Origin of the sequence: Cupriavidus sp. IDO, assembly GCF_000812465.1 — a bacterium.
Taxonomy (GTDB): domain Bacteria; phylum Pseudomonadota; class Gammaproteobacteria; order Burkholderiales; family Burkholderiaceae; genus Cupriavidus.
Map to the genome: position 1 here is coordinate 1 of NZ_JWMA01000205.1, position 3119 is coordinate 3119.

At 61.1% G+C, this 3119-nt stretch carries 3 protein-coding genes; all 3 read right to left on the bottom strand.

Going from position 1 to position 3119, the window contains the following annotated elements; translation table 11 throughout:
• Nucleotides 1-799: tyrosine-type recombinase/integrase (locus RM96_RS36190; RefSeq protein WP_039016585.1), on the bottom strand; the 799-nt coding region annotated here is incomplete at its 3' end.
• Nucleotides 796-1734 carry a tyrosine-type recombinase/integrase gene (locus tag RM96_RS36195; RefSeq protein WP_039016586.1) on the bottom strand — a complete coding sequence of 313 codons (939 nt, stop codon included), beginning with the start codon at nt 1732-1734 and terminating at the stop codon, nt 796-798. The genes RM96_RS36190 and RM96_RS36195, both read right to left, overlap by 4 nt.
• On the bottom strand, nt 1731-2966 hold the full coding sequence (locus RM96_RS38330) for a site-specific integrase (protein WP_082016873.1): 1236 nt from the start codon (nt 2964-2966) through the stop codon (nt 1731-1733). The genes RM96_RS36195 and RM96_RS38330 overlap by 4 nt, the downstream gene beginning before the upstream one ends.
• Nucleotides 2967-3119: the final 153 nt, after the last annotated feature.

A 3119-nucleotide genomic window follows, 5' to 3' on the forward strand; every position in this document is an offset into this window, starting at 1 on the left:
AGTGCCGGAAGACGTGCGGCGAGATTTCCTTTCGCGCGAGTTCTGGCATACGCTCGGATGCGGTGGCGACGGCGCGACGCACGACGTGGGTAGCACCGAAGCGCGTCAGACGTTCTCCACGAGCGCCGACGAATACCGGTACATGCTCGTGCCGAGCAATGCCACTCTCGCGCAGCAAATTCCCGATTGCTGCAACGAGGTCGCTGGCCAAGGGAACGACGCGCTGTTTGCGACCTTTGCCGCGAAGCATGACATGCGAACGCGCTCCGTTCAACGACAGATCGGCTGCCTCGACACAGAGAGCCTCGGAGACCCTGGCCCCGGTGCGTGCGAGGAACAATAGCAGCACACGGTCACGACGCCCGCATGGCGAGCTCTTGCTCGGCGCATCAAGAAGTGCGTCGAGCTCGGCCCGGGAAAGATAGTGGGGCATGGGCACGTCAGACTTCTTGCTTGGGATCGAAAGCACGCGCTGAGCGACGCCAATCGATGCGGGGTCGATAGCTGCGACATGCTGGAAGAATGATCGTATCGCCGTGAGACGAGCGTTGCGAGTATGCACGCAGTTGCCGCGTGAGTGCTCCAAATGGTCCAGGTACGCCAAGATCATGTCCCGGTCGAGGTCCTCGACTGCGAGAGCGCATGGTTTCTTGCCGGTTCGCTCTGAGGCGAAGAGGACCAGCAGTCGAAGAGCATCCCGGTACGCTGCCACCGTGGCCCGTGTGGCGTTGCGCTGTTGCGTCAGCCGTTGATGGAAGAACGACTCGAGATGTCGGGCGAGAGAGGGCTGGCTGTTCATGCCGGACCTCCTGCGCGGAAGACGTTTGCTGCCGCTAGGGCAAGCAACTCCGGCGTGCCTGTAATGTAGTAGGCCGTATCGCTGTATCGGCCGTGGCCCAAGTAAGTCGCCAGCAGCGGCAGCATCGATTGAACATCGGCTTCCTGTTGATGCCAGAGTGCGAGGCGTGTGACGGCAAATCGATGACGAAGGTCGTGAGGCCGCAGTGCTTGGCTCCCAGTCCTGTTCACACCAGCGAGTTCACAAGCTTGCCCGAATCCATAATACAGACCGGCTGTGGACAGTCGGCCGCCGCGAGTGCTGACGAAGAAGGCTGCGCTCGTCGGTGCCGGAAACGCGAGGTCCCGATTCCTGGCATAGTCTTGCAGCGCGGCCAAAGTGGTGGCGTGGACTGGGACCAGCCGATCCTTCCGGAACTTGGTCTTGCGGATCTGCAAAAGACCGGTGCTCAGATCAACATCGGCGCGATCGAGGCGCAGTGCTTCCCCGGAACGCAGTCCCGTGCTCGCCAGCAAACCTATCACGGTAGCCAGTGTTCGCCCCCGCAATGGCTGGGCGGTCGATATCCGTATGCTTGCAGCCATCAGCGAGCGCAGCTCTTCTTCGCTCAAGATCCGCGGTGGAGGGACTGCGCGTGAGCGAGGAAAGGCACGACGATCGAGCGACTCGGTGCGAGGGTCGAAAGCCGCGTAGTACTCTGCAAAGCGTCGAACTACACCATAGCGGATGGCCCTGCCGTTGAGCGTTAGGTTGCTACCTATGACGAAGTCCACGGCCAGAGCCCGAGACAACGGACCATCTGCATGGCTGGAGCGCACATAGCCGAGAAACGCGTGGAGCGATGTGGATTGTTTGCGAAACTGATAGCCAAGTGAGCGTTGAAGGGCGATGTAACTCTCCACCCCAGCGGTCAACGCAGTCACGAACGGGGTCATGATGCACCTCCGGGAAACGGCAATGCGACGTCAGCGAGTTGCGGTACGGCGACTTTGATGTAGAGGGATGTTGTATCGATGCTCCGATGACCCAGTAGATCGGCGACCTCCTTGATCGGCCGTCGCTTCTCGACCAGGCGTGTGGCAAGGCTATGGCGTAGAAGATGCGCGCCACCGCGTTGAATCCTGATTCCGGCACGCTCCAGTCGGAAGCGGACAATGCGCGAGATATTGCTGCTGTGGCAGAAGGAGCGCACAGGGGGAACACACGAAAGAAATACCTTGCGGTCCGTGGTCACCGGCCGCGCATGCAGCACGTACTCAGCGAGCGCTGCGCCGGCCTCTTTGAGCAGCGGCACGACACGGTCGCGGCGTCCCTTAGTGTGGCGCAATACCAGCTCTCCGGTACGCCACCGGATGTCATCGAGCTCTAACTCGCGCAGCTCTCTGTTACGCAGACCCGTCGTGGCCAACAGCAGCAGCATCGCGCGGTCGCGCATGCCAGACGGTGTCGTGGTCTCGATGGCGTCGATCGCACCCTGGACATCCTCCCACGCCACTCGCGACGGCAGGTGAGCGAGACGCCAGCATGGCGTCCTCGGTACGAACTGGGCCAGATCTTGGGCGTTGAGGCTCGCCCATTGCAGATAGCGCAGGAATGAGCGCATGTATGACGTCGTGGATGATTTGGCACTGTCGCTGCGACATCCAGACAGCAGGTCGCGCGTCATGACCAGAACATGCTTCGCGAAGAGTGCGGATAGGGGCGCGCCGGGCAGGTGCTCCCTCTGCCAGGCGAGGATCCGCCGAGCTGTTAAAAGGAGTCCTTCGCAAGTCTTTGGACGCAACCCGCGAATGACACGCAGGTGCTGCAGATAGGCGGCCAGCAGTGGGCGGTCCGGGTCGTCCTGGGACGGTTCGACTACAAACCGCTCCGGAACGCACCGCTCTGCAAAGCGGAGGGCTCCCAGCGCGGCCCAGCGGGCGGCCTTGGTCGGTCTTGCCCGTAGATAGCGATCGACGATCTGCAGAGGAATCGGCGTCGACGTGCTACAGCCGCATCCGTCTGCGAACGCGCTGAATCGCGCGATGCGGGCCAGATATAGCTTCGCCGAGTCGCGCTTGTAGCCCGCTCTCGACAGATCGGCAGCAATGCCATCGATCTCATTGCCGAGCGCGCCACTGCGAAATCTGGCAATCACTCGGCCATACTTGAAATAGAGTTCTAGCATGACCACTCCTTCCGTTGCAAAGGCAGGGGACAATCCCCGGCATGGAGAGAGTGGAATCCAAATGATTATGTGGCGGTAAACAGTTCGACGACAGCCAATTCCGGAGGTGTTGCCAAGTTACGTCACATATCAAAGCTCGTCACATAACAGCGG